16 protein-coding genes are annotated in these 14395 nt (G+C 57.1%); 8 read left to right on the top strand and 8 right to left on the bottom strand.

Annotated features, from left to right (window positions below):
- The first annotated feature begins 26 nt into the window (after positions 1–26).
- Positions 27–578, top strand: a complete 552-nt coding sequence (locus ACYJRZ_RS25465; RefSeq protein ID WP_459463631.1) for a MarR family winged helix-turn-helix transcriptional regulator — start codon at positions 27–29, stop codon at positions 576–578.
- Between the two features lie 93 nt (positions 579–671).
- On the opposite strand, the gene ACYJRZ_RS25460 is transcribed toward ACYJRZ_RS25465, so the two are convergent.
- Positions 672–1613 (bottom strand): MYG1 family protein, encoded by a 942-nt coding sequence (locus ACYJRZ_RS25460; RefSeq protein ID WP_459463630.1) that lies wholly within the window; start codon positions 1611–1613, stop codon positions 672–674.
- 306 nt (positions 1614–1919) lie between these two features.
- A complete protein-coding gene (locus tag ACYJRZ_RS25455) occupies positions 1920–2816 on the bottom strand; it encodes a GGDEF domain-containing protein (RefSeq protein WP_459463629.1) in 897 nt (298 codons plus the stop codon).
- A gap of 687 nt (positions 2817–3503) precedes the next feature.
- On the opposite strand from ACYJRZ_RS25455, the gene ACYJRZ_RS25450 reads away from it, so the two are divergent.
- Positions 3504–5549 carry an SPFH domain-containing protein gene (locus tag ACYJRZ_RS25450; RefSeq protein WP_459463628.1) on the top strand — a complete coding sequence of 682 codons (2046 nt, stop codon included), beginning with the start codon at positions 3504–3506 and terminating at the stop codon, positions 5547–5549.
- Positions 5550–5629: 80 nt separating this feature from the next.
- Here the strand turns inward: ACYJRZ_RS25450 and ACYJRZ_RS25445 are convergent, their stop codons facing one another.
- The 6 genes from ACYJRZ_RS25445 to ACYJRZ_RS25420 form a co-directional block, all read right to left on the bottom strand.
- A complete protein-coding gene (locus ACYJRZ_RS25445) occupies positions 5630–6205 on the bottom strand; it encodes an alpha-ketoglutarate-dependent dioxygenase AlkB (RefSeq protein ID WP_459463627.1) in 576 nt (191 codons plus the stop codon).
- 16 nt (positions 6206–6221) lie between these two features.
- A complete protein-coding gene (locus ACYJRZ_RS25440; RefSeq protein ID WP_459463707.1) occupies positions 6222–6416 on the bottom strand; it encodes a hypothetical protein in 195 nt (64 codons plus the stop codon).
- 29 nt (positions 6417–6445) lie between these two features.
- Complete coding sequence (gene rpsU, locus ACYJRZ_RS25435; protein ID WP_459463626.1) at positions 6446–6682, bottom strand: 30S ribosomal protein S21; 237 nt, start codon at positions 6680–6682, stop codon at positions 6446–6448.
- 33 nt (positions 6683–6715) lie between these two features.
- Positions 6716–6868 carry a hypothetical protein gene (locus tag ACYJRZ_RS25430; protein WP_459463625.1) on the bottom strand — a complete coding sequence of 51 codons (153 nt, stop codon included), beginning with the start codon at positions 6866–6868 and terminating at the stop codon, positions 6716–6718.
- Positions 6869–7686: 818 nt separating this feature from the next.
- Complete coding sequence (locus ACYJRZ_RS25425) at positions 7687–8061, bottom strand: hypothetical protein (protein ID WP_459463624.1); 375 nt, start codon at positions 8059–8061, stop codon at positions 7687–7689.
- A gap of 187 nt (positions 8062–8248) precedes the next feature.
- Positions 8249–8503 carry a hypothetical protein gene (locus tag ACYJRZ_RS25420; RefSeq protein ID WP_459463623.1) on the bottom strand — a complete coding sequence of 85 codons (255 nt, stop codon included), beginning with the start codon at positions 8501–8503 and terminating at the stop codon, positions 8249–8251.
- A 158-nt stretch (positions 8504–8661) separates the two neighbouring features.
- Here ACYJRZ_RS25420 and ACYJRZ_RS25415 point away from each other — a divergent pair, with 158 nt between their 5' ends.
- The 6 genes from ACYJRZ_RS25415 to ACYJRZ_RS25390 all read left to right on the top strand — a co-directional run bounded on the left by ACYJRZ_RS25415 (position 8662) and on the right by ACYJRZ_RS25390 (position 14271).
- Positions 8662–10668, top strand: a complete 2007-nt coding sequence (locus ACYJRZ_RS25415) for an ABC transporter ATP-binding protein/permease (RefSeq protein ID WP_459463706.1) — start codon at positions 8662–8664, stop codon at positions 10666–10668.
- A 149-nt stretch (positions 10669–10817) separates the two neighbouring features.
- Complete coding sequence (locus ACYJRZ_RS25410) at positions 10818–11618, top strand: bestrophin-like domain (protein ID WP_459463622.1); 801 nt, start codon at positions 10818–10820, stop codon at positions 11616–11618.
- Positions 11619–11751: 133 nt separating this feature from the next.
- Complete coding sequence (locus ACYJRZ_RS25405; RefSeq protein ID WP_041678219.1) at positions 11752–12078, top strand: hypothetical protein; 327 nt, start codon at positions 11752–11754, stop codon at positions 12076–12078.
- 100 nt (positions 12079–12178) lie between these two features.
- Positions 12179–12970, top strand: coding sequence for an SDR family NAD(P)-dependent oxidoreductase (locus tag ACYJRZ_RS25400; RefSeq protein WP_459463621.1), 792 nt, complete (start codon positions 12179–12181; stop codon positions 12968–12970).
- A gap of 74 nt (positions 12971–13044) precedes the next feature.
- Positions 13045–13710, top strand: a complete 666-nt coding sequence (locus ACYJRZ_RS25395; RefSeq protein WP_459463620.1) for a Crp/Fnr family transcriptional regulator — start codon at positions 13045–13047, stop codon at positions 13708–13710.
- 150 nt (positions 13711–13860) lie between these two features.
- Entirely contained in the window at positions 13861–14271 is a 411-nt protein-coding gene (locus ACYJRZ_RS25390) for a VOC family protein (RefSeq protein ID WP_459463619.1), read from the top strand.
- Positions 14272–14395 lie beyond the last annotated feature (124 nt).

Raw genomic sequence — 14395 nt, 5'->3', positions numbered from 1 at the left:
CAATTGCGCTGGAATATATCTGCAATATGCAATTAAAAAACGATCAACCTGATGACGGGCTGGCGGGGGAACGCGAGGATGGGACGGCAGGTAAGCCGGCCTTCCGGCTCGACCGCTGGATACCCTATCGAATGTTTCTGGTGGCAAGCAGCACCGCTGAGCTGCTCGCATCCTATTACGGGCCAAGATATGGCCTGTCGCAAGCCTCATGGCGAATTCTCGCCATTGCCGGCGGCCGCCCCGGGCTTTCGAGCAAGGAAATCTGCCACGCAGGCGCGCTCGACCAATTTGCCGTCAGCCGCGGTATCGCGCAACTCGTTTCGCTAGGCTTTGCTCGCCGCAACGCGGGCGCGGGCGACCGACGCTTTTCGGCCATCGAACTGACATCTGAGGGCTACAAGGTGCTCGAGGAGATCGTGTCGATCGGTCAGGCGATGGAGGCACGCATTCTCGAAAGCCTGTCCGAACATGAGCGCGAGATGCTGCATGCCATGCTGGATCGCATCGAGGATGCTTGCGCGGGCGCTGTGGCTCGCGGCTGGCAGGCCGTCGTTGGCGACGTCAGATCTGGGGGCTGATCCAATTCGGCATGCAAGCGGCCCGGCACATGGCTGAAACCAGCCGCTGTTCTTTCCCGAAGTTTGCGGGGCGTGCCGATGGCGAGTACAGCCTCAGTTTGATACCTGAGCAGCGCCTTTTTCCGCATCCTCCACGGCCAGCTTGGCGAGAGCAAGTATCGCTTCTCGCGTTTTGGCAGCAGCAATAAAGCGGCCATTGTGGCAGAAGCTGGCTCCTTCGACACCGGTCGCAACTTCCAAATCGCGCCCGCTCAACCCCGCCCAGGCCGCCGGAAGGTCGGCGCGCAGCTCGAACCCCTCCTCCGCGCGACGAATTCCCGTCAGGCACCAATCTGTCTCGCGCGGATGGATCACGAATAGGAGATGATCGGCACCAGCCTTCATGATGGCCGGACGAAATGGCATGCCCATGGGCAGCTCGAGAACGCGGCTCTTTCCCGCTGACGCAATCGCCTCCAGGACCAGGGTTTCAGCACGCAGCTTCGCATGGATCCCGGCAATCTTTGCTTCAACAAAACTGCGGGCGATCGCAACCGCGCCGTGGAATGCGCGATCGGTTGCCTCTGGATCCGGATCGTCGAAGACGGGCTTCAATGTTTCGAGCAGGGACGGCAGGGTCAATCCCGCCAGCAGGCCGGCACTATCCGGACTGAGTGCGCCATTGTCGAGCAGGTCGATTGGCAAGACGAACCCTGCATCGAAGGCGGCATGCACCGTTTCGACGAAGGCGCTCGGCACAGAGAGCGCGGTCAGAAAGTCACGACCGAAATGTTTCCAGATCAAGCCGAACGAGCTGAAAGGCTGACCATCGTTGCGCTGCGGTGCGCCGCGCTGGTGATGATCAAAAATCCCGGCAGCAGCATCATAAGCGCCGCCGACATCATAGACGATCCGATCGTTGCCGGGGGTGATCCATTCCGGGGCCCTGCTGCGAACAAGCCGCGCTTCAGGAAAAAGCCGCGTGAGAATGACGCTGGACAATACTTCGTCGGCATGAAAGCCACCGGAATGCGTGACGAGGAAATTTGGAGCCATACGGCCATAGCCTTACTGTTCGCGAATTGGATAGCCCGGCAGATAACCAGTTCCGGCCATTATCTCAACTGCTTATCGCTGGTGCGAGAGGATATAGCTAGCGCATGTCGCGCAAAAGTGTGCAGCGGTTTTGCGACAACGACATGCTCAAAATCAAAGACCTAAAGCGTGACAGGCGAATCTGAAAGATCGCGACACGCTTTAGGTCGTGGAACGCAAGCCCTGCCTAGGCGCACGCTGTTGGCGACCGATCTCGCTGCTGCGACTTTTGGGCAGCAGAACGATGTGCAGGCGTGGGTTCATATTTCAGGCAGCTCGAACTCGGTCACGGCCGCTAAGCTTAGCAGCGTAGAGAGCCTGATCGGCGCGCCGGTACAAATCCGGCGCACTATCGGTTTCAAGGCAGGCAGCAATACCGGCCGAGCAGGTGTAACCGAAATCTGGCGAGGCTGTAAGCGGACGGGAAAACCGGATCGTCGTCAACATCCGCTCTATAAGTTCGATGGCATCTTGCTGCGCCGTTCCCGGCATGACGAGTACGAACTCCTCGCCGCCGACGCGCCCGAAACAATCGGTACGCCGCACATATTGATGGAGCCGATGCGCAAAATCCCGCAGAACGAGATCTCCGGCGTCATGACCGTGCTTGTCGTTGATCAGTTTGAAATTGTCGATATCGAATACGGCAAGACATCCGATATCGCCGCCCCTGGCGCCGGCCAGCATATCGTCTATTCGCGCCATGACGAAACGGCGGTTGGCGATCCCTGTGAGTTCGTCGGTTTGAGAAGCCTTGATGGCCTGATCGCGATCTTGCCGGACACTGCGGCCTTCTGCGCGCAACGTCGTTATGTCGCTCGCAATACACAGCATCCAACCATTCTTCTGCATAGTTTCAGTCATCCAAAGCCAGCGCCCGTCCACCAGGTCCGTCTCGAAAGCTCGATAGCCGATCTTTCCGCGACGCGACTGTGTCGACCGTAACCACCCGTCGAAGTCGGCTGTGCGAATGACCGTGCCGCGCCCAAATGTGAAGTTGCGCCGCATCAGGTCCGGCCATAGCGGTGTCTCATCGGGATCGATAAAATAGGCAGACCGAAAAGCAGGGTTCGCATATCGCAACCGGTCCTCGGCATCATAAACTGCCATGAGCGTCGAACTGGTCGCACAAAGGTGCAGAAGCTGCTCGATCATTTCGTCCATATCGGCTCCTGCTAATTCAGCCGCACCATATTTACCGCAGAATCGCTGCGAGAAAAGGGGCGAGGCAGCTGGACGGAATTGGCTTGCTTCTTTCCATTTGCTTTGGCGCCTCAGATGGATTGATCGGGCGGCGCGATGCTTTTCGACCTAACGTATCCTCTGAGAAATTCGCAGGTACTTCAAGAGCCGGCGCCGGCACGCGTTTTCTTCAACAGACGGCCTCGCCTCCGATAAAACCGAAGATTTCATAGCTTCAAACGGACACCACGAAATTCCTCGAAAAGTTGAATCGCATAGGATATCCATGCAATTGCAGAGTAGTGACCGCCCCTGATCAAGAAAGCTGCAACATCAAAGCCGGGTAGAATTGAATGCTCGAAATCGCCGAATTGTTGGAAGTACTTATCCGATTTCCGCGCCAAGCATCTTTAAACCTATAGGCGCAATCCCTACGTGGTCTACCGTTATGTCTATCAAGGCAACACCGATGTGAGATTACTCACGACCACGCCGTTCCCCAGTGGGGACTGGAGACGCGCGGTCATTTTCCAGACAATGAGCAGACCGAACCTTCGACACACTCTTGGTGCGTCGAGTGCCTAGGCGCGCAATCTCCCCGTCTTATCAATCAACACCAACCGGGCGGCTGTCGGGTGGATGAACCCGTGCGCCCATAGGAGAGAAGAGATGGAAGCCCTCACCAGTCTCAGTCCGATGGAATGGCTGGCGATCGAAATCGCCGGTTTCGCAATCGTGCTTGCAATAGTTTTCCGATGGAGCGGCGTGATCCGCTATATTCCCAACGATAGGCTCGGCATCTTGGAAAAGCTGTGGAGTTTTCGCGGTTCCGTGAAGAATGGCTTCATTGCACTGAACGGCGAGGCCGGTTTCCAGCCTGATGTCGTGCGCGGCGGCCTGCATTTCTTCATGCCGTTTCAGTATTCGCTGCATCGCGCCAATCTCGTGACCATTCCACAGGGTCAGATCGGTTATGTCTTTGCCCGCGACGGCAAGCCGCTGCCGCCGACACAGACGCTTGCCTCCAACATAGAAGCCGATGACTTCCAGGACGTGCGCGACTTTCTCCTCAAAGGCGGACAGAAAGGCCCGCAGCGCAAGATCCTGCGCGAGGGCACCTATGCCATCAATCTCGCGCAGTTCATTGTCCTGACTGCGCAATCGATCTATGCCGTCAATCTCAGTTCATCGGAACAGAAACTGTTTGCCGACATGTCGACGCTGATTACTGAGCGGCAGGGCTTCGAGCCCGTCGTTATCCATGACGCGGAAGATATGATCGGCATCGTGACCATCCATGACGGTCCGGCTCTGCCCGACGGCGAGATCATCGCACCCACGGTTGCCAACGATCCGATGGACGCGAATTTCCATAACAATTTCCAGGATCCTGAGAAATTTCTCAACGCCGGCGGCTATCGCGGCCGTCAGTTGCAGGTGCTTGCAGACGGCAGTTACTTCCTCAATCGCATTTTCGCGACCGTCGAACTGGTCGACAAGACGATCATTGATGTGGGCACGGTCGGTGTCGTCGTCTCCTACACCGGCCGTCGCGGCGCAGACATTTCCGGCCAGTCCTATCGTCATGGCGAACTGGTGGAAACCGGCGCGCGCGGCGTCTGGTCTGCGCCGCTTCTGCCGGGCAAGTATGCGTTCAACACTTACGCCGGCAGTATCGTCGTCGTGCCGACCACCAACTTCGTACTCAAATGGACGAAGGAACAGTTCGGCGAGCACAGGCTGGATGAGAACTTGTCCGAAGTGTCTCTGATCACCAAGGACGCGTTCGAACCGGTGCTGCCGCTCTCGGTCGTCGTGCATATCGACTATATGAAGGCACCGCTCGTCGTGCAGCGCTTCGGGGATATCAAGCGCCTGGTCGAGCAGACGCTCGATCCGATGGTCTCAGCCTATTTCAAGAATATCGCCCAGACAAAGACCCTGATCGAACTGCTGCAGGAGCGCAGCGAAATACAGCGCAAATCCGGTGAGGAAATGCGCGAGAAGTTCGCCTCGTACAGCCTTGAGCTACAGGAAGTTCTGATCGGTACCCCGCGCGCCAGCAACGGCCAGAACAGCATAGAGCAGATCCTGATCCAGCTGCGCGAACGTCAGATCGCCGTTGAAAAGGTCGAGACCTATAAACTGCAAGAAGTTGCGGCCGTCCAGGAGCGCACATTGCGCGAGAAGGAAGCCCTTGCCGAACAACAGGCCAAGATCACTACCTCCGCACTGACCATCGAGATCAGCGAAAACGAAGGCAAGGCGCAGCTGGCCCGCACCCGCCAGCAGGCGGAGACCATTCAGGTCACTGCCAAGGCCGAGGCCGAGAAGGTACGCCTTGCGGGTCTCGGCGAGGCCGACCGTATCAAGGCGATCGCTCTTGCCGATGCGGAACGCATCAAGGCCACAGGTCTCGCCGATGCTGAAAAGGTACGCGCTGTCGGTCTGGCGGAAGCTGAAGCCACCGAGAAGAAGGTCGCAGCCTTCGGTGGGCCGGATTATCAGCTGAATTCGCAGGTTCTTATGCGCTTTGCCGAAGCGATCGAGAATGGCAGGCTGCCTCTCGTACCCCAGATCCAGGTCGGCGGTGGCGCCGGGGAAAAGGGTGCTGCCAATGGTCTTGTCGAAATGATGTTGTCGATGCTGGTCGCCGACCGGCTTGGGCGGCAGGAAGCGCCGGCGGATGGCCCCACAGCGATCGCACATGATTGATTGCGGATGGGCCGGCTATGCCGGCCCATCTCGTCCTTTGACTCGCTTCCAGCCGCAACTCACTGCGGCTCGACTTCGCGTTAGCCGATTTCCCGGAAGGTAATCGAATAGCGAAGCTGGCCAACGGGCGGGATGGAATGCTCCCATTCGCTCCGCGCAGGACCGGACAGCACGTAGGCGGAACCCGGTTCGCAGATTACCGTGGCGCGCTGCCATTTATCCCCCGCGCGGCGCCTCAGCCTGAACGTACAAGCCGATAGCAAGGAAATGCCGACAACCCGCCCGAACACCTTTTTGTCCTTATGCCAGCCAATCGGCGCACCCGGCGCATATTCGGTGACGAGGGCTTGCTGCAGATCGTCAGGCGCGATTTTCGCAAATTCGGCCGCGATGGTGCGCACAGGCAGCAGGAACGACGGAATTTCGCCGGTGCGCATCGCACGCTGTGCCTCATAATCATATTTCCAGCCATAGGAGACCACGCGCCGCTTACCTTCGAAGCCGTGAAAGTCGAATGGCTTCAGCGGCAATTGCCGTATCTCGCGAAGCAGATCCAACTGCATGGACTCCGGAACGATATCGGCTTGGTAGCGGAAACCCTCGGGCAACGGCGGCTCTACTGCTGCAAACAGGTCTCCTTGCGCTGGGATGCCCATGGCCCCTCCTCCTGCCCTAATGGACACTCGGGACTTTCGCGACCGCGGCGAAATCCTCCGCCACCAGTTCGCTGATCGCGATCAGGACCTCTTCGGTCGAGAAACCGGAGGCAATCGTGCTGCGGATCAAGTCCTGCAGATCGAACTCGATGGCATCACGGCAGTCTTCCAACCGCTGCTCCGAAACTGTAATGCTGTTCAATTCTTCCATCATGTAATCCTTTCGTAGATGCCGATGATTTACCGAGCCGCCGCCCGGCGCCTCGTGGAGGGAAGAAGCCCTTCGCGCTGCATCTTCTTTCGGGTGGCCTTGCGCTGGCGGGCAATCGCTTGCGCCCTTTCCCGCACGCGCCGCTCGGAGGGCTTTTCGTAGGCCCGATGCTCTTTCATCTCGCGGAACAGACCTTCACGCTGCATCTTCTTTTTCAGTACCCGAATAGCCTGTTCGACATTGTTGTCTCTGACGATGACTTGCATTCTCGTTCTCCTTGTTTTCGTTGATGTTTCCGCTCAACCGAGCTGCTCGGCTATGATCGCCTTCAATTCGGCGCGTGTGAGCAGGCAGGGATATGGCTTCTGGTTTTTGTCCGGTCGTTCGATGCGTTCACCGCGGTCGCGCGGCTCCATCGCCGCCGGGGCGACGGGGATGTTTGTTTTGTTCAATTGAAAATCCTTACGGGCCATTCGACGAAATGACGGTCCGGCGCTATTGAGCACGGGATCGCCGACGACTTCAGCCGTCCGCTGTGGCCAATTATGTGAGTGATGTTTGAAATATAGGGAGTGGCGTCCACATTACAAGCCGATAGCCAGGCTCTGAAAGAGCTGGATCCAACACATCGGAGCCGTACGCACTCGTGCGCCGGGTTTAAGGGTGGATCGATCAGCTATAGACGCGCTTGATCGAGCCCGGCGTGGGAAGCGAGAATTTCGCCGATCAGCAATTAGGACGCAAACGCGGCTTGGTAGTCGAAAAAGCAAGAAGGCTTAACGAGGTTCTAAGGACGGACCTTCTATCGCTCACCAAGTGAAGCGAGGACCAAAAGAGCCGTAGTAACCCGGCGTCGAGCCGCCTGGAGCCAGCTCATTATCTCGCTGGACTCTATCGGCCCATCGCCGCCGCTCAGCCGCCTTTTTGGCAGTGGCGGTATCCGTCGATTTGATTGCAGCTATGGGACCCAGCTGACCGCCAGTTCTAGTACCCGTCGAGCAGGATGCACAGAAAACAGCGGGAAAAATAATCAGAATGTATAGGGCTGCTGCCCTTTTTTGCCCATGGTAGATTGGCTGCATAGACATCCCCAATGCTCTCTGACCATCCGTAATAAGAAGAGACGCTATTCGATCTCACGTCAATTAACTACGCCAGCCAGGTTTGATCGCGGCCGGGTGGTCCTTGGCAGCCGTTTCCCGTCACAGTTCATAGCTGCGGGAAACGGCATGGGATCACCGGCGAGAGAGGTCTCAGCCCTTGAGCACTTCTATTTCTCGGATCGCTGTAGAAGAATTCGCATCTCCTCAAAATGTCGCTTGCGATCTGCGTCCCCGTCATTGGGCACATAGCATGTGGTGGAGACACAAAACCTGACGAGGTTATGAGGCTTGTCCACCTTGTCAAACTCACACTCGAAAGTATCGCTCATCTCGGCCGCCGCAGTGCCGGGCCGTGTGGAATAGGTCATACGCACACCAGGCGGCTTGAGTTCCGGAAAGGACTGCACGGTGCCGATCGCAAGCCCATCCGATAAGAAGAAATTCTTGGCGACGGTCTTGCATGTTGTTTCCAAATCAGGGGACTGGGCAAGAACGGCGGTTGGAAAGAGTATAATGCTGAATAAAACAGGAAATTTAAACACGATAGCCTCCTGTAAAGACCTCCCAGATCGAAGAGATCGCGATCAGCAAACGTCGGTGGAAACATAGAGTTCCATGAAGCTATGCCAAGCAGTTCCCGCTACTGGCATCAAGGCTGCCAAGCTCGGGAAAGCCTTCGCTGCAACAGCCCGGACCATCGCGAACGCGCTGTTTTCCGTCGCTATATATCTACTCTGCGAACCTGATCTTCTGCCCATCAAGGTAGCCATGCTCGTAAGCTTTCGCCTGTTCGCTGTCCTCGGAATAGGGGTTCTTTCTATTTTCAGCATCGCATTTTCCATCCTTCACCCCCTTCTCGTAAGCCTGCTTTTCGCTTTCCGACGCCGGAAGGCGAGGTGATGGCTCGGGAAAATATTGGATGGGGTTTGCTAATCCAAGCGCAGGTGCAACGACTGAGGCTTTAATCGGCGTTTGCGGGCACATAGTAAATTCCTCCTCTCATTAAACGCCCCTTGCGATCGACGGTTCCCTCAAGTCTTGAACTCTCACCGCTTCTTCTGTGGAGCATACCCTGCGACCAGTGCATGCATCTTCATGATCCGAAGGTGAAACTTTTTGAATTTTGGGCCGTTGTCGTGCTTATGACCGACGCAAAATCCAGTCCGAAATCGGTCGATGATGCCAAGCCGGCTGATGCCGAAAGGTTGCATCAGGGGAAGAGTTCGACTGTCGAGGCCGAGCAGCCACCGGAGTTACTAGAACCCGACCCGAATTTGGCTCCAGAGCAAATCGAGCAGGCCCGCAAACGATATTTGCTCACCCGTTTCTGGATCAGCGCCCGAGGTTATTGGGGGCGTCGCGGAGACCGCCTTGCCTGGCCATGCTCGGTCGGCCTTCTTGCCCTGATCGGCCTGAATGTCTGTTTCCAGTATGGGATCAATATCTGGAACCGAGCGATTTTTGACGCGATCGAGCAACGCAACGCTCATGCCGTCTATGTCCTGACCGCGGTATTTCCTCCACTCGTGCTCGGCAGCGTCGCGCTCGTCACCGTACAAGTCTACGTTCGCATGATGATCCAAAGACGCTGGCGCTTCTGGCTCACGACCGCCCTGATCGGCCGGTGGCTTGCCAACGGCCGCTACTATCAACTGAATCTGATCGGTGGCGACGACCACAAGAACCCTGAGGCGCGTCTCTCGGAGGATTTGCGGATCGCCACGGAATCCCCGGTCGATTTCATCGCCGGCGTCATTTCGGCATTCGTCTCGGCCTCGACCTTCATCATAGTGCTCTGGACGATCGGTGGTGCCCTGACTTTTCAGATCGCTGGTTCGATTATCACAATTCCCGGTTTCCTCGTCGTCACCGCAGTCCTTTACGCCGTGGTCACATCCACCTCGATGGCGATCATCGGTCGCCATTTTGTGAGGGTTTCCGAGATCAAAAACCAGGTGGAAGCGGAATTTCGCTACACTCTGACGCATGTCCGTGAAAACGGTGAGAGCATCGCATTGCTCGGCGGTGAAGAGGAAGAGCGCAACGACCTCGAGCGAACGTTCGGAAACGTGTTGAAACAGTGGGCGTTGCTTGCCCATCAATACATGCGCACGACCCTTGTGTCGCAGGTCTCCATGTTGATTGCGCCCGTCGTACCGGTCCTGCTTTGTGCGCCGAAATTTCTGGAAGGTAGCATGACGCTTGGTCAAGTCATGCAGGCTGCCTCTGCCTTCGCCATCGTTCAGACCGCATTCGGTTGGCTTGTCGACAACTATCCGCGCCTTGCCGACTGGAACGCCTCCGCGCACCGCGTCGCCTCGCTTATGACCTCGCTTGATGGGCTCGAGAGAGCCGAAAAGAGCGATAAGCTCGGACGGATCAAGCATGGCGAAACCGAAGACGAGACGATGTTGTCGCTTAACGATCTCTCCGTGACACTCGATGACGGCACATCCGTGGTCAAGGAAACGGAAGTGGAAATCGAGCCCGGGGAACGTGTCCTGGTCGCCGGAGAATCCGGTTCGGGCAAAAGCACGCTGATACGGGCAATTTCCGGCCTTTGGCCTTGGGGTCATGGCAGCGTCAACGTCCACCCTGAGAGCCGATTGTTCATGTTGCCACAGCGACCCTACATACCGTCGGGTACGCTTCGCCGTGCCGTCGCCTATCCCCGCGCGGCCGATGACTGGACGCTCGACCAGATCAAGGCTGCCCTTCAGAAGGTCGGCCTCGACTATCTCAACGATAAGATCGAGGAAGACGCACCATGGGACCAGACGTTATCGGGCGGTGAGAAGCAGCGGCTCGCCTTTGCGCGTCTTCTCCTGCACGATCCCGATATCATCGTGCTGGATGAGGCGACGTCAGCCCTCGATGAGAAGAGCCAGGACAAAATGATGGAGATGATCATTCGCGAATTGCCGAAGGTCACCATTATCAGCGTCGCGCATCGGGCCGAGCTGGAGGCCTTCCACAGTCGCAAAATCACCCTGGAGCGCCGCCAAGGCGGCGCAAGGCTCGTCAGCGATATCGAGCTCACTCACCGTCACAGAAAAGGGAACCTGATTTTGCGCCTCTTGGACGATCGAAGACCCATCTTCAAAGATAATTCGACCTCGGATCAGGGCGCGCGATCCTCGCGCCGATAGCGGCTAGTGCGATTGCCGTGCACACTTCTAACGTGCGCAAAGTGAAGCAAAAGCAAATGCACCACGTCTGCGCCGTTCGACATTGAGATGTATTCCCTTATGCTGGAAGGTGACATACTCAACGATCAGATGCAGTGGGAGCATGGTCGATGCAACGAGAGGCGATCTGGTCGCTGGTCTTGCTTGTTCTTCTTATCCTAAGCGCTTTCGTCGGCTCGATATTGCGCGCCAGACTGCCTGCGCCGCATCGCGGTGACGAGACAATCGATTTTCTTCGGGTGGTAACTGCACTGCTCGTGACCTTTGCCGCTCTCGTCATGAGTTTGTTGCTGGCATCGGAACTCAATGCCTTCACGGCCGCCTCCCACGATCGCAATCGTTATGCCGCGAGTCTGGCAGAGATCGACGGCTGTCTACAAAATTACGGCTCGCCCCTCGACGATGAAAGACAGCTTTTGCGCAGCTACACCGCTGCTGTCATTGCCAGCACTTGGCCCGATGAGCCACCTCCGCAGGGCGAGAAGTATCCCGATATCTCGGCCCTACCTTTGACCGGTGAGGCGCCGGCTCTTGGATCGATGTTGAATAATATCGGGCTGGGAGTCGACCGCCTGCAGCCCACCGATCCCTTGCATCAAACGCTTGCAACCCGCTGCCGCCAGCTTTTCGGCAATCTCATGGCCGCCCGATGGACCGTCATCGAGGATGCGCATGGTTCGCTTTCCGCACCATTTCTAGGCGTTCTCATCTTCTGGCTGATGCTGGTATTTTTGAGTTTCGGGCTTCAGGCTCCCAAAAACCCGCTCGCCGGCGCGATTGTCCTTGTGGCTATCATCTCGATCGCAAGCGTCATGTTCGTAATCCTGGATCTCGACCTTCCTTATGGCGGCTTTTTCGGCATTTCCAGCACATCGATGCGACACGCGCTGACCGACATGCAGCGAAACTGAAAATCGCAGTCTTGCATATGTAGGGAGCTTGGTACCCCTACGATGAGCTCCCTACAGCGACACTCACAGTCGCTTCACCTTATGCTCAATTGCTGACATGATGGAGGAAGCTGTTTGCTGTCGTGGGCTTATCATGAACGGATCAACACCGGAAGAAAGCAGGATGCGCGCGCCGGCAGGCTCGGTTACCGGGCTTTGCTCGGCATCGGCAACCATGTTCGCAGTTGGGATGGCGTTCCTTGGCTATTGGGGCGTTTATGAGCAAGGACGCTGGCATGTTTCGGATTATTTTGTGGTGGCCCTGGCACTCATCGGCTTTGCAGCGCTGGGTTCCGTTCCCTGGATTGTAACGACGCCGGTGGCGCGCGAAGATGAAGAAAAGGTGGTCGGCGCGCGGCGCGCGCTAGCGCTTGGAATTGCCTTGCTCTGGCTGTCGGTTTGCATCGCGGTATTTGCATGAAAGGCCCACATGCCCTTGTGGCGGTCACAGTTGAATGCCCGAGCGCGCGCTCTGGCGGTCTACACATTGCACCCCTGACGATTTTCATTGGAGAAGCATCATGAATCTCGAACTCGACGGTAAATTAGCTCTGGTCACCGGCAGCACCGCTGGCATCGGTCACGCAATCGCAGCAGCTCTCCTGCGCGAAGGCGCCCACGTTATTGTCAATGGGCGAACCGAAGAAGCGGTCGATCGTGCGGTTGCCGAACTTGCTGCTATTGGAAGCGGCCGTGTAGAGGGATTTGCCGGCGATCTTGCAACCGAGCAGGCCGCTGATGAAATCGTAAGGCGATTTCCGAATGTCGAGATCCTCGTCAACAACCTTGGGATATTCGAACCCAAGCCGTTCGAAGAGATCCCGGATGCTGACTGGCGTCGGTTCTTCGACGTCAACGTGATTTCTGGCGTTCGTCTCGCCCGCCTTTATCTGCCCTCGATGCGCCAGCGTAACTGGGGCCGCATCATCTTCATTTCGAGCGAAAGTGGCGTGCATATTCCGGCCGAGATGGTGCATTACGGCGTGACCAAGACGGCCCAGATTGCAGTGGCGCGCGGTATTGCGGAATCCGTTGCCGGCACCGGGATCACGGTCAACAGCGTGTTGCCAGGTCCAACGAAGTCGCGCGGCGTCGTCGATTTCGTAGCCGCGTTGCCCGGATCGGAAGGAAAGACCTTCGCGCAATTCGAGGCCGAATTCTTCGAGAAAATCCGGCCGACATCCCTGATCAAGCGCTTCGCGCAGCCCGAGGAAATCGCGACCATGGTCGCCTATATCGCAAGCCCACTGTCTTCCGCCACCAATGGCGCGGCGATTCGGGTCGATGGCGGAGTGGTGAAGAGCGCGTTCTGACCGTCGCGACCAAACGAACTCCGGCGGCAAGATGCGCCAAGCGCAACCTAAAAATGCCGCCGGATGCCATTTGATTGCTCTTTTCCCGCAGCGATGAGATAGGCCAGGATAAAATCATCGCCGACTCGCGGATTGAGCTCATGAACACAGACGCATTCTTCACCAAAATCCGGACCTATGCCCCTCTGTCAGAAAAAGCCGAGCTCGCCTGGTCATCACTCCTGCGGCCGAGACAATATCGTAAGGAGGAGCCCTTCATTCGGGCGGGCGACGTACCGACGACCTATGCCTTCGTTGTCAAAGGCCTGCTGTGCCAGCGCTATGTCGGGCGCGACGGCGACATGATCATTAAATGCTTCTTTCCCGAGAACCGCATCGCTTCTTCCGTCAGCGCGACCCTGCTCGGCGAACCCAGCCCCTTCTCTATTACGGCGATCGAGAACACCACTGTTCTCGAATATGACTTTGCGGCTTTCAAGTCGCTCGTTAGCGACTTCCCCGACATTGCCGCGTTTTATATCAAGTACATGGAGCGCCATTGGATTATCGACAAAGAACCGGGCGAGATTGCATTCAGGCATGACGACGCGATGCAGCGCTATATCGATTTCATCCGCAAGGAGCCGGAACTGCATAAGCGTTTGAAGCAGCATCACATCGCCGCCTGGTTAGGCATCACGCCGGAAAGCCTCAGCCGGCTGCGAAAGACAATCGCTATCACAAGACCCGACAGACGCTGACGCGATTTCTTACCAAATATCAATTCCTTCACGACCGGATTGCTGCATGTCTGCCGGGCAAGCAACCACCGTGGCGGTCACGGCGGGGCAACAACGGTGGATATCGACGTCTAATCAGGCCATATCCTGCCGCGACCAAAGGAATCTGCGATGACCAAGATGATTTTCGTGAACCTGCCGGTGGCCGATTTGGCCCGGGCCAAGGCCTTCTACGAGGCCCTGGGATTTGCCAATAACGCGCAGTTCAGCGACGATAATTCTGCCTGCATGGTGGTGAGCAAGACGATCAATGTCATGCTCCTCACTCACGAAAAGTGGCGCGGTTTTACCAACCGTCCGATTCCGCCGGCAACGTCGAGCGAAGTGATGCTGGCTATCTCCTGCGAGAGCCGCGAGGCCGTTGACCAGATGAATGATGCCGCAGCCGCCCATGGCGGACAAGCCGACATCAATCCGAGGCAGGACCTCGGCTTCCTCTATAATCGCAATCTCGCCGATCCGGACGGCCATGTCTGGGAAGCGGTATGGATGGATCCGAGCGCAATGTCCGCCGGTGACTGAAGCTTGAAAGTCAGCGTCATGCTGCGAGCTGCTTCGAACGCACCATTTGAATGACGGTGCTAAATTTGGGGCGTAAAGCTGCCCTTCAGCGACTGCGTCCCAAATATCCGAAAAGCTGGGCGAA

The organism is Rhizobium sp. No.120 (assembly GCF_054558365.1).
The sequence above is the reverse complement of the archived record's forward strand: the minus strand, read 5'-3'. Positions and strand labels throughout refer to the sequence as shown.